General features: G+C 71.7%; 20 protein-coding genes. 19 read left to right on the top strand and 1 reads right to left on the bottom strand.

Translation table 11 applies throughout. The annotated features are described in order from the left end of the window. The first annotated feature begins 48 nt into the window (after positions 1-48). The 7 genes from aroC to nusB all read left to right on the top strand — a co-directional run bounded on the left by aroC (position 49) and on the right by nusB (position 6234). Positions 49-1233 carry a chorismate synthase gene (gene aroC, locus ACFYMU_RS09815; protein ID WP_388370566.1) on the top strand — a complete coding sequence of 395 codons (1185 nt, stop codon included), beginning with the start codon at positions 49-51 and terminating at the stop codon, positions 1231-1233. Beyond that, positions 1230-1745, top strand: a complete 516-nt coding sequence (locus tag ACFYMU_RS09810; RefSeq protein ID WP_388370563.1) for a shikimate kinase — start codon at positions 1230-1232, stop codon at positions 1743-1745. Before aroC ends, ACFYMU_RS09810 begins: the two co-directional genes overlap by 4 nt. Beyond that, positions 1742-2833 carry a 3-dehydroquinate synthase gene (gene aroB / locus ACFYMU_RS09805; protein WP_388370560.1) on the top strand — a complete coding sequence of 364 codons (1092 nt, stop codon included), beginning with the start codon at positions 1742-1744 and terminating at the stop codon, positions 2831-2833. Before ACFYMU_RS09810 ends, aroB begins: the two co-directional genes overlap by 4 nt. Before the next feature lie 198 nt (positions 2834-3031). Beyond that, a complete protein-coding gene (locus ACFYMU_RS09800; protein ID WP_388370558.1) occupies positions 3032-3949 on the top strand; it encodes a Pro-rich N-terminal domain-containing protein in 918 nt (305 codons plus the stop codon). A gap of 130 nt (positions 3950-4079) precedes the next feature. After that, positions 4080-5186, top strand: a complete 1107-nt coding sequence (locus ACFYMU_RS09795; protein WP_388370555.1) for an aminopeptidase P family protein — start codon at positions 4080-4082, stop codon at positions 5184-5186. 44 nt (positions 5187-5230) lie between these two features. After that, entirely contained in the window at positions 5231-5797 is a 567-nt protein-coding gene (gene efp, locus ACFYMU_RS09790) for an elongation factor P (RefSeq protein WP_388370552.1), read from the top strand. Between the two features lie 2 nt (positions 5798-5799). Next, positions 5800-6234 (top strand): transcription antitermination factor NusB, encoded by a 435-nt coding sequence (gene nusB, locus ACFYMU_RS09785; RefSeq protein WP_388370550.1) that lies wholly within the window; start codon positions 5800-5802, stop codon positions 6232-6234. 167 nt (positions 6235-6401) lie between these two features. On the opposite strand, the gene bldD is transcribed toward nusB, so the two are convergent. Next, positions 6402-6902 (bottom strand): transcriptional regulator BldD, encoded by a 501-nt coding sequence (gene bldD, locus ACFYMU_RS09780; protein ID WP_388370548.1) that lies wholly within the window; start codon positions 6900-6902, stop codon positions 6402-6404. Between the two features lie 264 nt (positions 6903-7166). Between bldD and pyrR the strand changes: the two genes are divergently transcribed. The 12 genes from pyrR to coaBC all read left to right on the top strand — a co-directional run bounded on the left by pyrR (position 7167) and on the right by coaBC (position 20200). Beyond that, on the top strand, positions 7167-7742 hold the full coding sequence (gene pyrR, locus ACFYMU_RS09775; protein ID WP_388370545.1) for a bifunctional pyr operon transcriptional regulator/uracil phosphoribosyltransferase PyrR: 576 nt from the start codon (positions 7167-7169) through the stop codon (positions 7740-7742). Between the two features lie 128 nt (positions 7743-7870). Then, entirely contained in the window at positions 7871-8899 is a 1029-nt protein-coding gene (locus ACFYMU_RS09770; protein ID WP_388370543.1) for an aspartate carbamoyltransferase catalytic subunit, read from the top strand. Between the two features lie 4 nt (positions 8900-8903). Beyond that, complete coding sequence (locus ACFYMU_RS09765; protein ID WP_388370541.1) at positions 8904-10190, top strand: dihydroorotase; 1287 nt, start codon at positions 8904-8906, stop codon at positions 10188-10190. Beyond that, positions 10187-10747, top strand: coding sequence for a hypothetical protein (locus ACFYMU_RS09760; RefSeq protein WP_388370538.1), 561 nt, complete (start codon positions 10187-10189; stop codon positions 10745-10747). Before ACFYMU_RS09765 ends, ACFYMU_RS09760 begins: the two co-directional genes overlap by 4 nt. Further along, positions 10744-11886 carry a glutamine-hydrolyzing carbamoyl-phosphate synthase small subunit gene (gene carA, locus ACFYMU_RS09755; protein WP_388370535.1) on the top strand — a complete coding sequence of 381 codons (1143 nt, stop codon included), beginning with the start codon at positions 10744-10746 and terminating at the stop codon, positions 11884-11886. The genes ACFYMU_RS09760 and carA overlap by 4 nt, the downstream gene beginning before the upstream one ends. Continuing rightward, a complete protein-coding gene (carB, locus tag ACFYMU_RS09750; RefSeq protein ID WP_388370532.1) occupies positions 11879-15187 on the top strand; it encodes a carbamoyl-phosphate synthase large subunit in 3309 nt (1102 codons plus the stop codon). Before carA ends, carB begins: the two co-directional genes overlap by 8 nt. 56 nt (positions 15188-15243) lie before the next feature. Beyond that, the gene (locus ACFYMU_RS09745) at positions 15244-16350 is read left to right on the top strand and encodes a quinone-dependent dihydroorotate dehydrogenase (protein WP_388370529.1); all 1107 of its coding nucleotides are present in this window, start codon (positions 15244-15246) and stop codon (positions 16348-16350) included. Continuing rightward, on the top strand, positions 16347-17249 hold the full coding sequence (gene pyrF, locus ACFYMU_RS09740; RefSeq protein ID WP_388370526.1) for an orotidine-5'-phosphate decarboxylase: 903 nt from the start codon (positions 16347-16349) through the stop codon (positions 17247-17249). The genes ACFYMU_RS09745 and pyrF overlap by 4 nt, the downstream gene beginning before the upstream one ends. Before the next feature lie 298 nt (positions 17250-17547). Then, positions 17548-17871, top strand: coding sequence for an integration host factor (locus ACFYMU_RS09735; protein ID WP_103844829.1), 324 nt, complete (start codon positions 17548-17550; stop codon positions 17869-17871). Between the two features lie 36 nt (positions 17872-17907). Beyond that, positions 17908-18465 (top strand): guanylate kinase, encoded by a 558-nt coding sequence (gene gmk, locus ACFYMU_RS09730; protein WP_388370523.1) that lies wholly within the window; start codon positions 17908-17910, stop codon positions 18463-18465. Between the two features lie 51 nt (positions 18466-18516). Beyond that, on the top strand, positions 18517-18789 hold the full coding sequence (gene rpoZ, locus ACFYMU_RS09725) for a DNA-directed RNA polymerase subunit omega (RefSeq protein ID WP_030493615.1): 273 nt from the start codon (positions 18517-18519) through the stop codon (positions 18787-18789). 208 nt (positions 18790-18997) lie between these two features. After that, the gene (coaBC, locus tag ACFYMU_RS09720; protein WP_388370520.1) at positions 18998-20200 is read left to right on the top strand and encodes a bifunctional phosphopantothenoylcysteine decarboxylase/phosphopantothenate--cysteine ligase CoaBC; all 1203 of its coding nucleotides are present in this window, start codon (positions 18998-19000) and stop codon (positions 20198-20200) included. Positions 20201-20415 lie beyond the last annotated feature (215 nt).

The raw sequence follows: 20415 nt of genomic DNA, 5'->3' as shown, positions 1-20415 counted from the left end.
CACCCGGTCGCGCCACCGCAGTTCCAGGCGCGAGCATGAGGAGCACCGTTGAGCAGGTTGCGTTGGCTGACCGCGGGGGAGTCCCACGGACCCGCACTCGTCGCCACGCTGGAGGGCCTTCCCGCCGGCGTGCCGATCACGACGGAGATGGTGGCTGACCACCTGGCCCGGCGGCGGCTCGGCTACGGACGCGGTGCGCGGATGAAGTTCGAGCGGGACGAGGTCACCTTCCTCGGCGGCGTCCGCCACGGTCTCACCCTGGGCTCCCCGGTGGCGGTCATGGTGGGCAACACCGAGTGGCCCAAGTGGGAGAAGGTCATGGCGGCCGACCCGGTCGACCCGGCGGTGCTGGCCGAACTGGCCCGCAATGCGCCGCTGACCCGCCCCCGCCCCGGGCATGCGGATCTGGCGGGCATGCAGAAGTACGGGTTCGAGGAGGCCCGGCCGGTGCTCGAGCGTGCGTCGGCCCGGGAGACCGCGGCGCGTGTGGCACTGGGCGCGGTGGCCCGGTCGTATCTCAAGGAGACGGCCGGTATCGAGATCGTCTCGCACGTGGTGGAGCTGGCGGCGGCGAAGGCGCCGTACGGGGTGTACCCGACACCGGCGGACGTCGAGCGGCTGGACGCGGACCCGGTGCGCTGCCTGGACGCGGACACGTCGAAGGCGATGGTCGCGGAGATCGACCAGGCGCACAAGGACGGCGACACGCTCGGTGGTGTCGTCGAGGTCCTGGCGTACGGCGTTCCCGTGGGCCTGGGCTCGCACGTGCACTGGGACCGGCGGCTGGACGCGCGGCTGGCGGCGGCGCTGATGGGCATCCAGGCGATCAAGGGGGTGGAGGTCGGTGACGGCTTCGAGCTGGCGCGGGTGCCGGGTTCGAAGGCGCACGACGAGATCCTGACGACGCCCGAGGGCATCAGGCGGGCGACGGGTCGCTCGGGTGGCACCGAGGGAGGTCTGTCCACCGGTGAGCTGCTGCGGGTGCGGGCGGCGATGAAGCCGATCGCGACCGTGCCGCGCGCGCTGAGGACGGTGGACGTCGCGACGGGCGAGCCCACGCAGGCGCACCACCAGCGTTCCGACGTGTGTGCGGTGCCGGCGGCGGGGATCGTCGCCGAGGCCATGGTCGCCCTTGTCCTGGCGGACGCGGTGGCGGAGAAGTTCGGCGGCGACAGCGTGGCCGAGACCCGCCGCAACGTGCAGTCGTACCTCGACCACCTGGGGATCCGATGAGCGCGCCGGTGGTGGTCCTCGTCGGCCCGATGGGGGTGGGCAAGTCCACCGTCGGGCGGGTGCTGGCGCAGCGGCTCGGCGTGGGCTACCGGGACACGGACGACGACATCGTGGCCGCACAGGGCCGCTCCATCGCCGACATCTTCGTGGACGAGGGCGAACCGGTCTTCCGTGCCCTGGAGAAGGCGGCGGTGCGCACGGCGCTCGCCGAGCACGAGGGGGTGCTCGCCCTGGGAGGCGGCGCCGTCCTCGACGGCGGGACGCGCTCGGCGCTCGCCGGCCGGCATGTGGTCTATCTGTCGATGGACGTCGAGGAGGCGGTCAAGCGCACCGGCCTGAACGTGGCCCGGCCGCTGCTGACGGTCAACCCGCGCAAGCAGTGGCGGGAGCTGATGGAGGCGCGCCGCCCTCTGTACGAGGAGGTCGCGACGGCGGTGGTGGCCACCGACGGCCGCAGCCCCGAAGAGGTCGCCCAAGCGGTCCTGGACGCAGTGGAGTTGAAGCAGGCATGAGTGAGGCAGTGACCCGGATCCAGGTCGGCGGCACCGCCGGCACCGACCCGTACGAGGTCCTGGTCGGCCGGCGGCTCCTCGGCGAGCTGGCCGGGTTGATCGGCGACCGGGCCAAGCGGGTCGCGGTGATCCATCCGCAGGCACTGGAGGGGACGGGCGAGGCACTGCGCGCCGATCTCGCGGAGCAGGGCTTCGAGGCCGTGGCCATCCAGGTGCCCAACGCGGAGGAGGCCAAGACCGCCGAGGTCGCCGCCTACTGCTGGAAGGCACTGGGCCGGTCCGGCTTCACCCGCACCGACGTCATCGTGGGAGTGGGCGGCGGCGCGACCACCGACCTCGCCGGGTTCGTGGCCGCGACCTGGCTGCGCGGTGTGCGCTGGATCGCGATCCCCACCACCGTGCTGGCCATGGTGGACGCGGCGGTGGGCGGCAAGACGGGCATCAACACGGCCGAGGGCAAGAACCTGGTGGGTGCCTTCCACCCCCCGGCCGGGGTGCTGTGCGACCTGGCCGCGCTGGAGTCCCTCTCGGTCAACGACTACGTCTCCGGGCTCGCCGAGGTCATCAAGGCCGGTTTCATCGCCGACCCGGTGATCCTGGAGCTGATCGAGGCCGACCCGCAGGCCGCCCGCAGCCCGGCGGGCCCGCACACCGCGGAGTTGATCGAGCGCTCCATCAGGGTCAAGGCCGAGGTGGTCTCCGCCGACCTGAAGGAGTCGGGCCTCAGGGAGATCCTCAACTACGGGCACACGCTCGGCCACGCCATCGAGAAGAACGAGCGCTACACGTGGCGGCACGGCGCGGCCGTCGCGGTGGGGATGCACTTCGCCGCCGAACTCGGCCGCCTGGCGGGCCGGCTGGACGACGCGACCGCCGACCGCCACCGCACGGTCCTGGAGTCGGTGGGGCTGCCGCTGCACTACCGCCACGACCAGTGGCCGAAGTTGCTGGAGACCATGAAGGTCGACAAGAAGTCCCGCGGCGATCTGCTCCGCTTCGTCGTCCTGGACGGCCTGGCCAAGCCCACCGTGCTGGAAGGCCCCGACCCGGCGGTCCTGCTCGCCGCGTACGGCGAAGTGGGGGAGTAGTCCCCTTCCGGGAGGCGTGGGGCGGGTGACTCGTTCCGCTCGGCGCCGGTTGCCCCGATTTGCCTGTGGCAATGGGCACTTCGGGGCACGGCAGGGCGTTCACACAACGGCGGCCGGGGACGGTACCGTTCGGTAGGGAGCGGGGTGCCACGCCCCGCTGCCAGCGTCGATCGCCTGCACGAGACGGAGTGGCACCGGATGCAGCACGCAGTGGGAGCTCCGCTGCCGCCGCCCCACCAGCCGGGGCACGGTCCGGCGACCGCCTGGTCACCGGCCGCACACCACCCGGGACAGCCGGGCGCCCACCCGGGCCCCGTACCGCAGACCCCGCCCGCGCCCGCGTCCGCGCCGGGCTTCGCCGGACCTCAGATGCCCCCGGGCGCACCGCACGCGTCCGTACCGCCGCAGCACGCGTCCGTACCGCCCGTCCCGCCGCAGCACGCGTCCGTACCGCCCGTCCCGCCCGCCCCGGACACCACGGGCCATGTGCGGCTCCCGCCCGGCGGCCCGGTCGGCATGCCGAGCCCACCGCCGGCCGTGAGCGCCCCGGACCCCGCGTCCACCACGCTCGCCGTGCTGCTCATCGGCCCCGCGGGCGCGGGCAAGACCAGCGTCGCGAAGTACTGGGCCGACCACCGCCGGGTCCCGACGGCCCACATCAGCCTCGACGACGTCCGCGAATGGGTGCGCTCGGGCTTCGCCGACCCGCAGTCGGGGTGGAACGACAACTCGGAGGCGCAGTACCGTCTGGCCCGCCGCACCTGCGGCTTCGCGGCCCGCAACTTCCTGGCCAACGGCATCTCCTGCATCCTCGACGACGCCGTCTTCCCCGACCGCCCGGTCGTGGGCCTCGGCGGCTGGAAACGGCATGTGGGTCCCGGTCTGCTGCCGGTGGTCCTCCTGCCGGGTCTGGAGATCGTCCTGGAGCGCAACGCGGAGCGCACCGGCAACCGGCGCCTGAGCGACGAGGAGGTCGCCCGGATCCACGGCCGCATGGCCGGCTGGTACGGCTCCGGGCTGCCGATCATCGACAACTCCCAGCTGGACGTGGAGGGGACCGCACGCGTCCTGGACGAGGTGCTGGCGCGGTCCATCGCGAGCCCCCCGGCGTGGTGAGGCCCTGGGCCCCGAATCTCCGACGCGCATGCCCCGGGCCCTGGCCCCCGGGCGTCCCGCGCGGATGCCCCGCCGCCCGTCCGGCCGCTCTGGAACGGCGACATCCGGCCGCCGCTCATAGGCTCGGGTCATGTCAGAGGTGTACGCGGCCCGCCGCGAGCGGCTGAGGGAACGCTGCAGCGCGGGCGGCAGCGCGACGGCGCTGGTCTCCCGCCCCGCCAACGTCCGCTATCTCGCGGGCGCCGCGCCGCGGGGTGCCGTGCTGCTGCTGGGCGTGGGCGAGGACGTCCTGCTGTGCGCCGGACCACCGGACGACCAGCACGCCGACGGCCGGCCCGACGAGGCGGTGCGGGTGCATCCGCTGCCGGTGTCGAGCGGGGATCCCGCCGTCGCCGCGGCCGATCTGGCGGCCGCACAGGGTGCCGAGTCCCTGGCGGTCGAGGAGCACCACCTGACCGTCGCCCGGCATCGCGCCCTGGGGTCCGTCGCGCCGCGGCTGCGGCTCGCCGACCTCGGCGGGGCCGTCGAGCAGCTGCGGCTGGTCAAGGACGAGGAGGAGATCTCCCTCCTGCGGATCGGCGCGGAGATCGCCGACCAGGCCCTGAGCGAGCTGCTCGAATCGATCCTCGTCGGCCGCACCGAGCGCCACCTCGCCCTGGAACTGGAGCGCCGGCTCGTCGACCACGGCGCCGACGGTCCCGCCTTCCCCACCTCCGTCGCCGCCGGCCCGAACTCCGGCCGCCGCGGGCACCGCCCCACCGACCGGCGGGTGGAGGAGGGCGACTTCCTCTCCGTCTGCCTCGGGGCCGCCTACCGCGGCTACCGCTGCGAGATCGGCCGGACCTTCGTCATCGGCACCTCGCCGGCCGACTGGCAGGTCGAGCTGTACGATCTCGTCTTCGCGGCCCAGCGGGCCGGACGCGAGGCCCTGGCGCCCGGCGCCGGCTACCGCGACGTGGACCGGGCCGCACGGCAGGTGCTGGATTCGGCGGGCCATGGCGAGGGCCTCCCGCCGATGACCGGGCACGGTGTGGGACTCGAAATCGACGAGGACCCACAGTTGGCCCCCACGGCCATGGGTAAACTGGACGCTTGCGTGCCGGTCACCGTCGAACCGGGGGTCCACCTCCCCGGCCGGGGCGGGGTCCGGATCGATGACACGCTCGTCGTGCGCTCCGAGGCGGACGGCGGACCCGAGCTACTCACCATCACGACCAAGGAGCTGCTCGCGCTGTAGCGCGTGCCCCGGGGTCGTACGTCAGTCCAGGAGATTCCGCAACCGTGGCTTCCACGAACGACCTCAAGAACGGCATGGTGCTCAAGCTCGAAGGCGGCCAGCTCTGGTCCGTCGTCGAGTTCCAGCACGTCAAGCCCGGCAAGGGCCCCGCATTCGTGCGCACCAAGCTCAAGAACGTGCTCTCCGGCAAGGTCGTCGACAAGACGTTCAACGCCGGTATCAAGGTCGAGACGGCCACTGTCGACAAGCGCGACATGCAGTTCTCGTACATGGACGGCGACTACTTCGTCTTCATGGACCTGGAGACGTACGACCAGCTCCACGTCGACCGCAAGGCCGTCGGTGACGCCGCCAACTTCCTGATCGAGGGCTTCACCGCCACCGTCGCGCAGCACGAGGGCGAGGTGCTCTTCGTCGAGCTGCCGGCGGCCGTCGAGCTGACCATCGCCGAGACCGAGCCGGGCGTCCAGGGCGACCGCTCCACCGGCGGCACCAAGCCCGCCACGCTGGAGACCGGCCACCAGATCCAGGTCCCGCTCTTCATCACCACCGGTGAGAAGATCAAGGTGGACACCCGTACGAGCGACTACCTCGGCCGGGTGAACAGCTAACCGTGGCTGCCCGTAATACGGCCCGTAAGCGCGCCTTCCAGATCCTCTTCGAGGGCGACCAGCGCGGGGCCGACGTCCGCACGGTCCTCGCGGACTGGATCCGGCACTCGAGGACCGACACCCGGCAGCCGCCGGTGAGCGAGTACACGATGCAGCTGGTCGAGGGCTACGCGACGTACGCGAAGCGCATCGACGAGCTGATCGCGCAGTACGCGGTCGGCTGGACGCTCGACCGGATGCCGGTCGTCGACCGCAACATCCTGCGCCTCGGTGCCTACGAGCTGATCTGGGTCGACGAGACCCCGGACGCGGTGGTGCTCGACGAGATGGTGCAGCTCGCCAAGGAGTTCTCCACGGATGAGTCGCCCTCGTTCGTCAACGGCCTGCTCGGCCGGCTGAAGGAGCTGAAGCCGTCGTTGCGCCGCGACGAGCGCTGAGACGCACGAGCACCGGAGGGCCCGCAGCACATCGGCTGCGGGCCCTCCGGCGTCCGTGCTTCGCGTCCGCGCGGGCGGCTGCCGCGGGCCGCAGCACGCCGCCGGGGTGGCCGGAACCGCATGGTTCCGGCCACCCCGGCGGCACGTTTCTGCTGAGGCTGGAGCGGTCAGCTCTCCTCGTGGGCGACGGCGCGGCGCGCGTCCGCGTCAAGAACACCCCAGTTGATCAGCTGCTCGGTGAGGACCGAGGGCGACTGGTCGTAGATGACCGCGAGCGTGCGCAGGTCGTCCTGGCGGATGGACAGCACCTTGCCGTTGTAGTCGCCGCGCTGGGACTGGATCGTCGCCGCGTACCGCTGGAGCGGGCCCGCCTTCTCGGCCGGCACGTTGGCCAGCCGCTCCAGGTCGAGGACGAGCTTCGGCGGCGGCTCGGCGGCTCCGCCCGGGGTGGTGCCGGGCAGGAGCTCCTGCACCGGGACCCCGTAGAAGTCCGCCAGCTCGGCGAGGCGCTGCACGGTGACGGCGCGGTCGCCGCGCTCGTACGAACCGACCACGACCGCCTTCCAACGTCCCTGGGACTTCTCTTCCACACCGTGGAGGGAAAGGCCCTGCTGGGTGCGGATCGCCCGGAGCTTGGCCCCGAGCTGTTTGGCGTATTCGCTGGACATATGGCTCCCCGGACACGGTGTCGACGTGCGGCTCGGCCGCGCGGCTGGTGACTCACTGTGAGGTTACGCAGCGTGACTCTGCCCCGTCAAGCCGAACGGTCCGCACCGACCCTTCCGTGGCAGACGGACCGCGATGCCGCCGGACGGGTGACGCCCGCGCCCAGGGGGCGATCGGCCGCGAGAGGCGGGCTGGTACCGTGGATGGCGCAATCCCGACGTCCTTTAAGGTCCGTCCCGTGAGACGGAGAAGGAGGTCCGTTTCGTATGGACACACAGCAGCATTCCGATGCCCGGCCCGTCCTCGAAGGCCCTGACATCGCGCGGGTGCTGACCCGCATCGCCCACGAGATCGTCGAGCGCGCCAAGGGCGCCGACGACGTGGTGCTCCTCGGCATCCCGACCCGTGGCGTCTTCCTGGCCCGGCGGCTGGCCACCAAGCTCGAGCAGATCACCGGCCGCGGCATCCCGGTCGGCTCCCTCGACATCACCATGTACCGCGACGACCTGCGCATGCACCCACCGCGTGCGCTGGCCCGCACCGAGATCCCCGGTGACGGCATCGACGGCCGCCTCGTCGTCCTCGTCGACGACGTGCTCTTCTCCGGCCGTACCATCCGCGCCGCCCTCGACGCCCTGAACGACATCGGGCGTCCCCGCGCGGTCCAGCTCGCGGTCCTGGTGGACCGCGGCCACCGCGAGCTCCCGATCCGCGCCGACTACGTCGGCAAGAACCTGCCCACGTCGCTGCGGGAGACGGTCAAGGTCCAGCTCGCCGAGGAGGACGGTCGCGACACCGTGCTGCTCGGCGCGAAGCAGACCCTCCCGGGCGCACCGCAGTAGTGCTCCGGCGGCGCACACGACTGCCGTGCGCCCTCGAGTGCCTCAGACGCGCGCCCGTCTGCCGGGCCGTGCCCTCCGGGCCCCCGGACCCCCGCTTCCCGAATGAACTGCCTTACGGAGCCTGAAAGATGCAGCGTCATCTCATCTCGGCCGCCGACCTCACCCGCGACGACGCCGTCCTGATCCTCGACACCGCCGAGGAGATGGCCCGGGTCGCCGACCGGCCGATCAAGAAGCTGCCGACCCTGCGCGGCCGCACCGTCGTCAACCTCTTCTTCGAGGACTCCACCCGCACCCGGATCTCCTTCGAGGCCGCCGAGAAGCGGCTGTCCGCGGATGTCATCAACTTCTCCGCCAAGGGGTCCAGCGTCTCCAAGGGCGAGTCCCTGAAGGACACCGCCCAGACCCTGGAGGCCATGGGCGTCGACGCCGTCGTCATCCGGCACGGCGCCTCCGGAGCCCCCTACCGCCTGGCCAACTCGGGCTGGATCGACGCCGCGGTGATCAACGCCGGCGACGGCACCCACCAGCACCCGACGCAGGCCCTGCTCGACGCCTTCACCATGCGCCGGCGCCTGGTCGGCCGGGACGCCGGGCTCGGCCGCGACCTGGCGGGCCGGCGCATCACGATCGTCGGCGACATCCTGCACAGCCGCGTCGCCCGCTCCAACGTCGACCTGCTGCACACCCTCGGCGCCGACGTCACCCTGGTCGCCCCGCCCACCCTGCTGCCGGTCGGCGTCGGGTCCTGGCCGTGCGAGATCTCCTACGCCCTCGACAGCACGCTGCCCAAGTCCGACGCGGTGATGATGCTGCGCGTCCAGCGCGAGCGCATGAACGCCGCCTTCTTCCCGACCGAGCGCGAGTACGCCCGCCGCTACGGCCTCGACGCCGACCGCATGGCCCGGATGCCCGAGCACGCCATCGTGATGCACCCCGGCCCCATGGTCCGCGGCATGGAGATCACCGCCGAGGTCGCCGACTCCGGCCGCTGCACCGCCGTCGAGCAGGTCGCCAACGGCGTCTCCATCCGCATGGCGGTCCTCTACCTGCTGCTGGGCGGCAACGAGCCCGCCGTGGCGCAGCCGTCGCCCACCACCACCCTGGCAGCCAGGCCCTTCGCGCCCGCCTCCGACCTGCGTACCGAGGAGAAGTAACCAGATGAGCAAGACCCTGATCCGTGGTGCGAAGGTGCTCGGCGGCGAGCCGCAGGACGTGCTGATCGACGGAGACGAGATCGCCGAGGTGGGTACGGCCCTCGCCGCCGAGGGCGCCGAGGTGGTCGAGGCCGGGGGCAAGGTGCTGCTGCCGGGCCTGGTCGACCTGCACACCCATCTGCGCGAGCCCGGCCGCGAGGACTCCGAGACGGTCCTGACGGGCACGCGGGCGGCCGCGAGCGGTGGCTACACGGCCGTGTTCGCCATGGCCAACACCTTCCCGGTCGCCGACACCGCCGGCGTCGTCGAGCAGGTCTGGCGGCTCGGCCGGGAGCACGGCTACTGCGATGTGCGCCCAATCGGCGCGGTCACCGTCGGCCTCGAGGGCAAGCAGCTCGCGGAGCTGGGCGCCATGCACGAGTCGGCGGCGGGCGTCACGGTCTTCTCCGACGACGGCAAGTGCGTACACGACGCGGTGATCATGCGTCGCGCGCTGGAGTACGTGAAGGCGTTCGGCGGTGTCGTCGCCCAGCACGCGCAGGAGCCGCGGCTGACCGAGGGCGCCCAGATGAACGAGGGCGTCGTCTCCGCGGAGCTGGGCCTGGGCGGCTGGCCGGCCGTCGCCGAGGAGTCGATCATCGCCCGGGACGTCCTGCTCGCCGATCACGTCGGCTCCCGCGTGCACATCTGCCACCTGTCCACCGCCGGGTCCGTCGAGATCGTGCGCTGGGCCAAGTCCCGCGGCATCGACGTCACCGCCGAGGTCACCCCGCACCACCTCCTCCTCACCGACGAGCTGGTGCGCACGTACAACCCGGTCTACAAGGTCAACCCGCCGCTGCGCACCGAGCGCGACGTGATGGCGCTGCGCGAGGCCCTCGCCGACGGCACGATCGACATCGTCGCCACCGACCACGCCCCGCACCCCCACGAGGACAAGGACTGCGAGTGGGCCGCGGCCGCCATGGGCATGGTCGGCCTGGAGACCGCGCTGTCCGTGGTGCAGGAGACCATGGTCGCCACCGGGTTGCTCGACTGGGCCGGTGTCGCCGACCGCATGTCCTACGCGCCCGCGAGGATCGGCCGCGCCACGGGCCACGGCCGGCCCGTCTCGCCAGGCGAGCCGGCCAACCTCACGCTCGTCGACACCGCATACCGTGGGCCGGTGGACCCCGCGGGCTTCGCCTCGCGCAGCCGCAACACCCCCTACGAGGGCCGTGAGCTGCCGGGCCGTGTCACGCACACCTGGCTGCGGGGCAAGGCCACCCTCGTCGACGGGAAGCTCGCGTGACATCTCTCTACCTGCTGGCCGCCGGGAGGAAATCGGCGGAAGTGACCGACTGGGCCGCCCGCGTCGGCTGGCTCGTGGGACTCGCCCTGTTCGTCGCCCTCGTCTACTGGCTGATGCGCGAGGGCTGGAAGTGGCGCGGCACCCTCCAGAGCGACCTGCCGGAGCTCGTCGCCGCGCCGGACGACCCCGGCCCGGTGAAACTGGAGATGACCGGTCGCTACCACGGCTCCACGACCGCCGGGCAGTGGCTGGACCGGATCGTCGCGCACGGCCTGGGGACCCGCAGCCGGGTCGAGCTCACGCTGACGGACGCGGGCCTGGAGGTCGTACGCCCCGGCGCGAGCGACTTCTTCGTCCCGGCCGGACGGCTGCGCGGCGCCCGGCTCGACAAGGGCATCGCGGGCAAGGTCCTCACCGAGGGCGGTCTGCTGGTCGTGACCTGGGAGCACGGCGACAGGCTGATCGACTCCGGGTTCCGCTCCGACCGGGCGGCCGAGCACAGCGACTGGGTCGACGCCCTGAACCAGATGATCAACAAGACGGAAGGCGCACGATGACGACCTCCACCAGGGGAGCCTCCAGGGTTCCCGCCGTACTCGTCCTGGAGGACGGCCGGATCTTCCGCGGCCGCGCCTACGGGGCCGTGGGGGTGACCTTCGGCGAGGCCGTGTTCTCCACCGGCATGACCGGCTACCAGGAGACCCTCACCGACCCGTCGTACCACCGCCAGGTCGTCGTGATGACCGCCCCGCACGTCGGCAACACCGGCGTCAACGACGAGGACCCCGAGTCGCGGCGGATCTGGGTCGCGGGGTATGTCGTGCGCGACCCCGCGCGCGTGCCCTCCAGCTGGCGCGCCCGGCGCTCGCTGGACGAGGAACTGCGCCACCAGGGCGTGGTGGGCATCTCCGGCGTCGACACCCGGGCCCTCACCCGTCACCTGCGCGAGCGGGGCGCCATGCGCGTCGGCATCTTCTCAGGCAACGCGCTGCCCGACGAGGGCGTCATGCTCGCCGAGGTGCGCCAGGCGCCCGAGATGGAGGGCGCGGACCTCTCCGCCGAGGTCGCCACCACCCAGCCGTACGTCGTCCCCGCGATCGGCGAGAAGAAGTTCACCGTCGCCGCCGTCGACCTCGGCATCAAGGGCATGACCCCGCACCGCATGGCCGAGCGCGGCATCGAGGTGCACGTGCTGCCCGCCACGGCGACCGTGGACGACGTGTACGCCGTGCAGCCGGACGGCGTGTTCTTCTCCAACGGCCCGGGCGACCCGGCCACCGCCGACCACCCGGTCTCCGTCATGCGGGCCGTCCTCGAGCGCGGGACGCCCCTGTTCGGCATCTGCTTCGGCAACCAGATCCTGGGCCGCGCGCTCGGCTTCGGCACCTACAAGCTGAAGTACGGCCACCGGGGCATCAACCAGCCGGTGCAGGACCGCACGACCGGCAAGGTCGAGGTCACCGCGCACAACCACGGCTTCGCCGTCGACGCCCCGCTCGACACGGTGTCCGACACCCCCTACGGCCGCGCCGAGGTCTCCCACGTCTGCCTCAACGACGACGTGGTGGAGGGGCTCCGGCTGCTCGACCGGCCGGCCTTCAGCGTCCAGTACCACCCCGAAGCGGCAGCGGGTCCGCACGACGCCGCCTACCTGTTCGACCGCTTCGTATCCCTGATGGAGGGCCAGCGTGCCTAAGCGCACCGATATCCAGTCCGTCCTGGTCATCGGCTCCGGCCCGATCGTCATCGGCCAGGCCGCCGAGTTCGACTACTCCGGCACCCAGGCGTGCCGGGTCCTGAAGGCCGAGGGCCTCAGGGTCGTCCTGGTCAACTCCAACCCGGCGACGATCATGACCGACCCGGAGATCGCCGACGCGACCTACGTCGAACCGATCACGCCGGAGTTCGTCGAGAAGATCATCGCCAAGGAGCGGCCGGACGCGCTGCTGCCCACCCTGGGCGGCCAGACGGCCCTCAACACGGCCATCAAGCTGCACGAGAACGGCGTCCTCGAGAAGTACGGCGTGGAGCTGATCGGCGCCAACGTCGAGGCCATCCACAAGGGCGAGGACCGCGACCGGTTCAAGGAGGTCGTGGAGGCGGTCCGGGAGAAGACCGGGCACGGCGAGTCCGCCCGCTCCGTGATCTGCCACTCCATGGACGAGGTCCTGGCCGGCGTCGAGCAGCTCGGCGGCTACCCCGTCGTCGTCCGCCCCTCCTTCACCATGGGCGGAGCCGGCTCGGGCTTCGCGCACGACGAGGACGAGCTGCGCCGCATCGCCGGCACCGGGCTCACGCTGTCCCCGACCACCGAGGTGCTCCTGGAGGAGTCCATCCTCGGCTGGAAGGAGTACGAGCTGGAGCTGATGCGCGACAAGCACGACAACGTCGTGGTCGTCTGCTCCATCGAGAACTTCGACCCGATGGGCGTGCACACCGGCGACTCGATCACCGTCGCCCCCGCGATGACGCTGACCGACCGCGAGTACCAGATCCTGCGGGACATCGGCATCGCCGTGATCCGCGAGGTCGGCGTCGACACCGGCGGCTGCAACATCCAGTTCGCGGTGGACCCCGCGGACGGCCGGGTCATCGTCATCGAGATGAACCCGCGCGTGTCGCGCTCGTCGGCCCTCGCCTCCAAGGCGACCGGCTTCCCCATCGCCAAGATCGCCGCCAAGCTCGCGGTCGGCTACACGCTCGACGAGATCCCCAACGACATCACGCAGGAGACCCCGGCCTCCTTCGAGCCGACCCTCGACTATGTCGTCGTCAAGGCCCCGCGGTTCGCCTTCGAGAAGTTCCCGAGCGCCGACAGCACGCTGACCACGACCATGAAGTCGGTCGGCGAGGCGATGGCGATCGGCCGCAACTTCACCGAGGCGCTCCAGAAGGCGCTGCGCTCGCTGGAGAAGAAGGGCAGCCAGTTCACGTTCGTGGGCGACCCCGGCGACAAGGCCGCGCTGCTGCGCGAGGCCGTGCGCCCGACGGACGGCCGGATCAACACCGTGATGCAGGCCGTCCGCGCCGGTGCCACGCCGGAGGAGGTCTTCGAGGCCACCAGGATCGACCCCTGGTTCGTCGACCAGCTCTTCCTGATCAAGGAGATCGCGGACGAGCTGGCCGGGGCGGAGCGGCTCGACACCGAGCTGCTCGCCGAGGCCAAGCGGCACGGCTTCTCCGACCAGCAGATCGCCGAGATCCGCGGACTCCGTGAGGACGTGGTGCGCGAGGTGCGGCACGCGCTGGGCGTGCGCCCGGTGTACAAGACGGTCGACACGTGCGCCGCCGAGTTCGCGGCCAGGACGCCGTACTTCTACTCCTCCTACGACGAGGAGACCGAGGTGGCGCCGCGCGAGAAGCCCGCCGTCATCATCCTGGGCTCCGGCCCGAACCGCATCGGCCAGGGCATCGAGTTCGACTACTCGTGCGTCCACGCCTCCTTCGCGCTGAGCGACGCCGGGTACGAGACCGTCATGGTCAACTGCAACCCGGAGACCGTCTCCACGGACTACGACACCTCCGACCGCCTGTACTTCGAGCCGCTGACGCTGGAGGACGTGCTGGAGATCGTCCACGCGGAGCAGCAGGCCGGTCCGGTCGCCGGCGTCGTGGTCCAGCTCGGCGGCCAGACGCCGCTCGGCCTGGCGCAGGCGCTCAAGGACAACGGCGTGCCCGTCGTGGGGACCCCGCCCGAGGCGATCCACGCCGCCGAGGACCGCGGCGCCTTCGGGCGGGTGCTCGCCGAGGCCGGTCTGCCGGCTCCCAAGCACGGGACGGCGACCACCTTCGAGGAGGCCAAGGCCATCGCGGACGAGATCGGCTACCCGGTCCTCGTCCGGCCCTCCTACGTCCTCGGTGGACGCGGCATGGAGATCGTGTACGACGAGGCCCGGCTGTCGTCGTACATCGCGGAGTCGACCGAGATCAGCCCCTCCCGCCCGGTGCTGGTCGACCGCTTCCTCGACGACGCCATCGAGATCGACGTCGACGCCCTGTACGACGGCGAGGAGCTGTACCTCGGCGGCGTCATGGAGCACATCGAGGAGGCCGGCATCCACTCCGGCGACTCGGCGTGCGCATTGCCGCCGATCACCCTGGGCGGCTTCGACATCAAGCGGCTGCGCGCCTCGACCGAGGCCATCGCCCGCGGCGTCGGCGTCCGCGGACTGATCAACATCCAGTTCGCGATGGCCGGGGACATCCTGTACGTCCTGGAGGCCAACCCGCGCGCGTCCCGCACGGTCCCCTTCACCTCGAAGGCGACCGCGGTGCCGCTGGCGAAGGCCGCCGCCCGGATCTCGCTGGGCGCGACCGTCGCCGAACTGCGCGAGGAGGGCCTGCTGCCGGGGAACGGCGACGGCGGCGAGCTCCCGCTCGACGCGCCGATCTCCGTCAAGGAGGCCGTGATGCCGTGGTCGCGGTTCCGCGACATCCACGGCCGGGGCGTGGACACCGTCCTCGGCCCGGAGATGCGCTCCACCGGCGAGGTCATGGGCATCGACTCCGTCTTCGGCACCGCGTACGCCAAGTCGCAGGCCGGCGCCTACGGGCCGCTGCCGACCAAGGGCCGCGCCTTCATCTCGGTCGCCAACCGCGACAAGCGCTCGATGATCTTCCCCGCGCGCGAGCTGGTCGCCCACGGGTTCGAGCTGCTCGCCACCTCCGGCACGGCCGAGGTGCTCAAGCGCAACGGCATCAACGCGACCATCGTGCGCAAGCAGTCCGAGGGCACGGGGCCGCAGGGCGAGAAGACCATCGTCCAGTTGATCCACGACGGCGAGGTCGACCTGATCGTCAACACCCCGTACGGCACCGGTGGCCGCCTCGACGGCTACGAGATCCGCACGGCGGCGGTGGCGCGCTCCGTGCCGTGCCTGACGACGGTCCAGGCGCTCGCCGCGGCCGTCCAGGGCATCGACGCCCTCAACCACGGCGATGTGGGAGTCCGCTCGCTCCAGGAACACGCGGAACACCTGACCGCGGCCCGCGACTAGCAGCCCTGAGGGGGACATCGGAAACGGTGTCCCCCTCTTCGTGAGGACACTGAGAGATGTACAAGCTTTTCTTCCGCCTGGTCTTCTCCCGGATGGATCCCGAGCAGGCCCACCACCTGGCCTTCCGCTGGATCCGTCTGGCCGCGGGCATCCCGGTGCTGCGCACCTTCGTCGCCGCCGTGCTCGCGCCCCGCCACAAGGAGCTGCGCACGGAGGCGTTCGGGCTGCGGATGCACGGTCCCTTCGGGCTCGCGGCGGGCTTCGACAAGAACGCCGTCGGGATCGACGGCATGGCGATGACCGGCTTCGACCACGTCGAGATCGGCACCGTCACCGGGGAACCGCAGCCCGGCAACCCGAAGAAGCGGCTGTTCCGGCTGGTCGAGGACCGGGCCCTGATCAACCGCATGGGCTTCAACAACGAGGGCTCGCTGGCCGTCGCCGCCCGCCTGGCCTCGCGCACGCCCGTCTTCCGGACGGTCGTGGGCGTCAACATCGGCAAGACCAAGGTGGTCCCGGAGTCCGAGGCCGCCGCCGACTACGTGAAGTCGGCCGAGCGGCTCGCACCGTACGCCGACTACCTGGTCGTCAACGTCTCCTCCCCGAACACGCCCGGGCTGCGCGACCTGCAGGCCACCGAGGCGCTGCGCCCCCTGCTGAGCGCCGTCCGCGAGGCCGCCGACCGCACGGTCACCGCCCGGCGCGTCCCGCTGCTGGTGAAGATCGCCCCCGACCTCGCCGACGAGGACGTCGACGCCGTCGCCGACCTCGCCGTGGAACTGGGGCTGGACGGGATCATCGCCACGAACACCACCATCGCGCGTGAGGGGCTCGGCCTGGTGTCCGACCCCGCCGTGGTCGAGGAGACCGGCGGCCTCTCGGGCGCGCCGCTGAAGGCACGCTCCCTGGAGGTGCTGCGCCGGCTGTACGCGCGGGTGGGCGACCGGATCACGCTCGTGGGTGTCGGCGGCATCGAGAACGCGGAGGACGCCTGGCAGCGCATCCTGGCCGGCGCCACCCTGGTGCAGGGCTACAGCGCGCTGATCTACCAGGGGCCCTTCTGGGCCCGCGCCGTCCACAAGGGGCTCGCCGCGCGCCTGCGCACGAGCCCGTACGCCACCCTCGCCGACGCGGTCGGCGCCGACGTGAGGAAGTCCGCATGACCGCCCACCCGTCACCCGACCACCACCCCTCGACGAGGCCCCTCGGGCCGCAGAGTCCTTCCGGAGAACCCTTCGGCGCACGGCTGCGCCGGGCCATGGACGAGCGCGGTCCGCTCTGCGTGGGCATCGACCCGCACGCCTCACTGCTCGCGGAGTGGGACCTGAACGACGATGTCGCCGGCCTGGAGCGGTTCAGCCGCACGGTGGTGGAGGCGGTCGCCGAGCGGGTCGCGGTCGTCAAGCCGCAGAGCGCCTTCTTCGAGCGCTTCGGGTCGCGCGGTGTCGCCGTCCTGGAGAAGACGGTCGAGGAGGCGCGGGCGGCCGGGGCCCTGGTCGTCATGGACGCCAAGCGCGGCGACATCGGCTCGACCATGGCCGCGTACGCCGAGTCCTACCTCCACAAGGACGCCCCGCTGTTCTCGGACGCGCTCACGGTGTCCCCGTACCTCGGCTACGGGGCGCTCAGGCCGGCGGTGGAGCTGGCGAGGGAGAGCGGTACCGGGCTCTTCGTGCTGGCGCTGACCTCCAACCCGGAAGGCGGCGAGGTCCAGCACGCCGTGCGGTCCGACGGCCGAACGGTGGCGGCGACGATGCTCGCCCACCTCGCCGCCGAGAACGCGGAGGAGCGGCCCCTGGGCTCCTTCGGCGCGGTCGTCGGCGCCACACTGGGTGACCTGTCGTCGTACGACCTGGACATCAACGGGCCGCTCCTCGCGCCCGGCATCGGCGCCCAGGGCGCCACTCCCGCCGATCTTCCCGGGGTCTTCGGGGCGGCGGTGCGCAACGTGGTGCCGAACGTGAGCCGGGGTGTGCTGCGGTTCGGCCCCGACGTCCTCGCGCTGCGCGAGGCCGCGGACCGCTTCGCGGAGGAGACCAGGGCCGCCGCGGCCGCGGCCTAGGGCGTTCCCGAGGCCCCGCCGGGCCTCCTGGAAGGCCGCTCGAGTCGGGATACACCCTCAAATCAGGGGCGATATGTCCGAAAAGTCTGGCTCGACGGAGGCTGACCAGGACTTTTCCGCTGTTCTCGCTGACTCTGGCGGACTTGCCCGCTAGTCTCCGACGAGTGGGGGCACCTCCCGCGCCCTCAAGGCAGTGGGGGAGGACGGGCAGCGTGTTGCTCGTGGCTCCCCAGGTGTGGGGCGACTAGGTTCCTCACCGGTCCGTATCCGACAGTTCGACATCCGAGGTGACGTAGGCGTGGCTCTTCCGCCCCTTACCCCTGAACAGCGCGCAGCCGCGCTCGAAAAGGCCGCCGCGGCTCGCCGGGAGCGGGCCGAGGTCAAGAATCGACTCAAGCACTCCGGCGCCTCTCTGCACGAGGTCATCAAGCAGGGCCAGGAGAACGACGTCATCGGCAAGATGAAGGTCTCCGCCCTCCTCGAGTCCCTGCCGGGCGTGGGCAAGGTCCGCGCCAAGCAGATCATGGAGCGGCTCGGGATCTCCGAGAGCCGCCGGGTGCGCGGTCTCGGGTCCAACCAGATCGCCTCCCTGGAGCGCGAGTTCGGCGGCACCGCCAGCTGAGTCCGGGCCACTCCGGTTTGCTGGAATAATCGCTGCATGAGTGAACGTTCGCGGCTGACCGTGCTCTCCGGCCCCTCAGGGGTCGGCAAGAGCACGGTCGTCGCCCATATGCGCAAGGAATACCCCGAGGTCTGGCTCTCGGTGTCGGCCACGACCCGTCGGCCCCGCCCGGGCGAGCGTCACGGAGTCCACTACTTCTTCGTCACCGACGAGGAGATGGACAAGCTGATCGCCAACGGCGAGCTGCTGGAGTGGGCCGAGTTCGCGGGCAACCGCTACGGCACCCCGCGGGCCGCGGTCCTGGAGCACCTGGAGGCCGGCGTGCCGGTCCTGCTGGAGATCGACCTCCAGGGCGCCCGCCAGGTCCGTGAGTCCATGCCCGAGGCCCAGCTGGTGTTCCTGGCTCCTCCCTCCTGGGACGAGCTGGTGCGCAGGCTCACCGGGCGGGGCACCGAGCCGCCCGAGGTGATCGAACGCCGTCTGGAGGCGGCCAAGATCGAGCTGGCGGCCGAGCCGGAGTTCGATGTGACCCTGGTCAACACCTCCGTCGAGAATGTGGCGCGCGAGCTGCTAGCCTTGATGGACGTTGTGTGATCAGGGTTGTGTGATCAGGTCTGATCTTTCCCATCTTTCGGAAGGTAGAGCGTGTCCTCTTCCATCACCGCGCCCGAGGGCATCATCAACCCGCCGATCGACGAGCTCCTCGAGGCCACCGACTCGAAGTACAGCCTCGTGATCTACGCGGCCAAGCGGGCCCGCCAGATCAACGCGTACTACTCGCAGCTCGGTGAGGGCCTCCTCGAGTACGTCGGTCCGCTCGTCGACACCCACGTCCACGAGAAGCCGCTCTCGATCGCCCTGCGCGAGATCAACGCGGGTCTGCTGACCTCCGAGGCCGTCGAGGGCCCCGTTCAGTGATGACCCCGCGGCGGCGCTGAGCGTTTCCGCTCGGCCCACCGCAGAGCGTCTTTGTCCGCAGGCCCGGCAGGGGTCTCCCGGCAGCAGCCGGGACCGACTGCCGGGCCTGTGGCCTGCCCGGGAGTGCGGGAGATCCCCCCGCGGTCATGCAGCATGGAGTCGTACGCCGCCAGTCGTGGCGTACACGCGTCGAGTGCGGGGAGGCCCGGTGGACAAGCCGAAGGTCGTTCTGGGGGTCAGCGGCGGGATCGCCGCCTACAAGGCATGCGAACTGCTGCGCAGACTCACCGAGTCGGGCCACGACGTACGCGTGGTGCCCACCGCCTCCGCCCTCCACTTCGTCGGCGCCGCCACCTGGTCCGCCCTCTCCGGCAACCCCGTCGCCACCGAGGTCTGGGACGACGTCCACGAGGTCCCGCACGTCCGCATCGGCCAGCACGCCGACCTGGTGGTCGTGGCGCCGGCGACCGCCGACCTGCTCGCCAGGGCGGCCCACGGCCTCGCCGACGACCTCCTCACCAACACGCTCCTCACCGCCCGCTGCCCGGTCGTCTTCGCCCCGGCGATGCACACGGAGATGTGGGAGCACCCGGCGACGCAGGACAACGTGGCGACGCTGCGCCGCCGCGGCGCCGTGGTGATCGAGCCGGCGGTCGGCCGCCTGACCGGCGTGGACACGGGCAAGGGCCGGCTGCCCGAACCGGCCGAGATCTTCGAGGTCTGCCGCCGGGTGCTGGCGCGGGGCGTGCGAGAGCCCGACCTCGCCGGCCGGCACGTCGTGGTCAGCGCCGGCGGCACCCGCGAGCCCCTCGATCCGGTGCGCTTCCTCGGCAACCGCTCCTCCGGCAAGCAGGGCTATGCCCTGGCCCGCACGGCCGCGGCCCGCGGCGCCCGCGTCACCCTGGTCGCCGCGAACACCGGCCTGCCCGATCCCGCCGGGGTCGACGTGGTCCAGGTGGGCACCGCGGTGCAGATGCGCGAGGCGGTGCTGAAGACGTCGGCGGACGCGGACGCCGTGGTGATGGCGGCCGCGGTGGCCGACTTCCGCCCGGCGGCGTACGCGACGGGCAAGATCAAGAAGAGGGACGGCCAGGACCCCGAGCCCCTCACCCTGGTCAGGAATCCGGACATCCTCGCGGAGATCTCGGTGGACCGGGCCCGCCCGGGCCAGGTGATCGTCGGCTTCGCCGCGGAGACCGACGACGTGCTGGCCAACGGCCGGTCGAAGCTGGAGCGCAAGGGCTGCGACCTGCTCGTGGTGAACGAGGTGGGGGAACGCAAGACGTTCGGCTCAGAGGAGAACGAGGCGGTCGTGCTCGGCACCGACGGGAGCGAGACGCCGGTGCCCCACGGGCCCAAGGAAGCGCTGGCCGAGACGGTCTGGGACCTCGTCGTGGACCGGCTGACCTGAGTCCCCCGCCGGCGGCGGCCGCCGCCGACTTCGCACATTCGCGCGTGGCGACCCTGGAAAAGAGCGTGTGGCATTGGGCAGAATGCCCGTGCCGCAGGTCACAGGGCTCCCGAGAGGCGAGACGCCGGGCCGGCGGCCGAGCGCGACCGATAAACTGTTCCAGGACGACGCCGGGCGCAGCCCCCGTCCCGTCCGCCAATGATCAGCCAGCAGCC

This window comes from Streptomyces sp. NPDC007264, assembly GCF_042869095.1.
In the GTDB taxonomy this organism is placed as follows: domain Bacteria; phylum Actinomycetota; class Actinomycetes; order Streptomycetales; family Streptomycetaceae; genus Streptomyces.
The sequence above is the reverse complement of the archived record's forward strand: the minus strand, read 5'-3'. Positions and strand labels throughout refer to the sequence as shown.

Excerpts from the sequence above, each read along its gene's own strand:
- pyrF (WP_388370526.1), top strand. The coding sequence starts at position 16,347 with ATGACCGCCCACCCGTCACCCGACCACCACCCCTCGACGAGGCCCCTC.
- ACFYMU_RS09745 (WP_388370529.1), top strand. The coding sequence starts at position 15,244 with ATGTACAAGCTTTTCTTCCGCCTGGTCTTCTCCCGGATGGATCCCGAG.
- ACFYMU_RS09770 (WP_388370543.1), top strand. The coding sequence starts at position 7,871 with ATGCAGCGTCATCTCATCTCGGCCGCCGACCTCACCCGCGACGACGCC.
- gmk (WP_388370523.1), top strand. The coding sequence starts at position 17,908 with ATGAGTGAACGTTCGCGGCTGACCGTGCTCTCCGGCCCCTCAGGGGTC.
- ACFYMU_RS09800 (WP_388370558.1), top strand. The coding sequence starts at position 3,032 with ATGCAGCACGCAGTGGGAGCTCCGCTGCCGCCGCCCCACCAGCCGGGG.
- carA (WP_388370535.1), top strand. The coding sequence starts at position 10,744 with ATGACGACCTCCACCAGGGGAGCCTCCAGGGTTCCCGCCGTACTCGTC.
- aroB (WP_388370560.1), top strand. The coding sequence starts at position 1,742 with ATGAGTGAGGCAGTGACCCGGATCCAGGTCGGCGGCACCGCCGGCACC.
- ACFYMU_RS09810 (WP_388370563.1), top strand. The coding sequence starts at position 1,230 with ATGAGCGCGCCGGTGGTGGTCCTCGTCGGCCCGATGGGGGTGGGCAAG.
- ACFYMU_RS09765 (WP_388370541.1), top strand. The coding sequence starts at position 8,904 with ATGAGCAAGACCCTGATCCGTGGTGCGAAGGTGCTCGGCGGCGAGCCG.
- ACFYMU_RS09795 (WP_388370555.1), top strand. The coding sequence starts at position 4,080 with ATGTCAGAGGTGTACGCGGCCCGCCGCGAGCGGCTGAGGGAACGCTGC.
- bldD (WP_388370548.1), bottom strand. The coding sequence starts at position 6,902 with ATGTCCAGCGAATACGCCAAACAGCTCGGGGCCAAGCTCCGGGCGATC.
- pyrR (WP_388370545.1), top strand. The coding sequence starts at position 7,167 with ATGGACACACAGCAGCATTCCGATGCCCGGCCCGTCCTCGAAGGCCCT.